1 protein-coding gene is annotated in these 296 nt (G+C 65.5%); it reads left to right on the top strand.

Going from position 1 to position 296, the window contains the following annotated elements; all coding sequences use genetic code 11:
• On the top strand, positions 1-296 hold a 296-nt coding region (locus AX692_RS15005), incomplete at both ends, for a S1C family serine protease (RefSeq protein ID WP_155646336.1).

Raw genomic sequence — 296 nt, forward strand, 5'->3', positions numbered from 1 at the left:
GCCGATCAGTTGCGCCAGTTTGGCGAGGTCAAGCGTGGCAGGATCGGCGTGACAATCGCAGCGCTGTCGCCCGAACGTGCGCGCGCTCTTGGCCTTTCGACCAATCGCGGCGCGCTGATTGGCGAGGTCGCGCCAGCTTCCCCGGCTGCCCAGGGTGGTTTGGTGTCTGACGACGTGATCGTCGAGGTCAATGGGCGCAAGATCGAGACGCCCGGCAATCTCACCGCAACGGTCAGCATGACCCGGCCCGGCGAAAGCCTGCAAATCGTATACATGCGCGCCGGTCAGGTGCGCCG

This window comes from Erythrobacter donghaensis, from assembly GCF_001557325.1.
Classification (GTDB): Bacteria; Pseudomonadota; Alphaproteobacteria; order Sphingomonadales; family Sphingomonadaceae; genus Erythrobacter; species Erythrobacter donghaensis_B.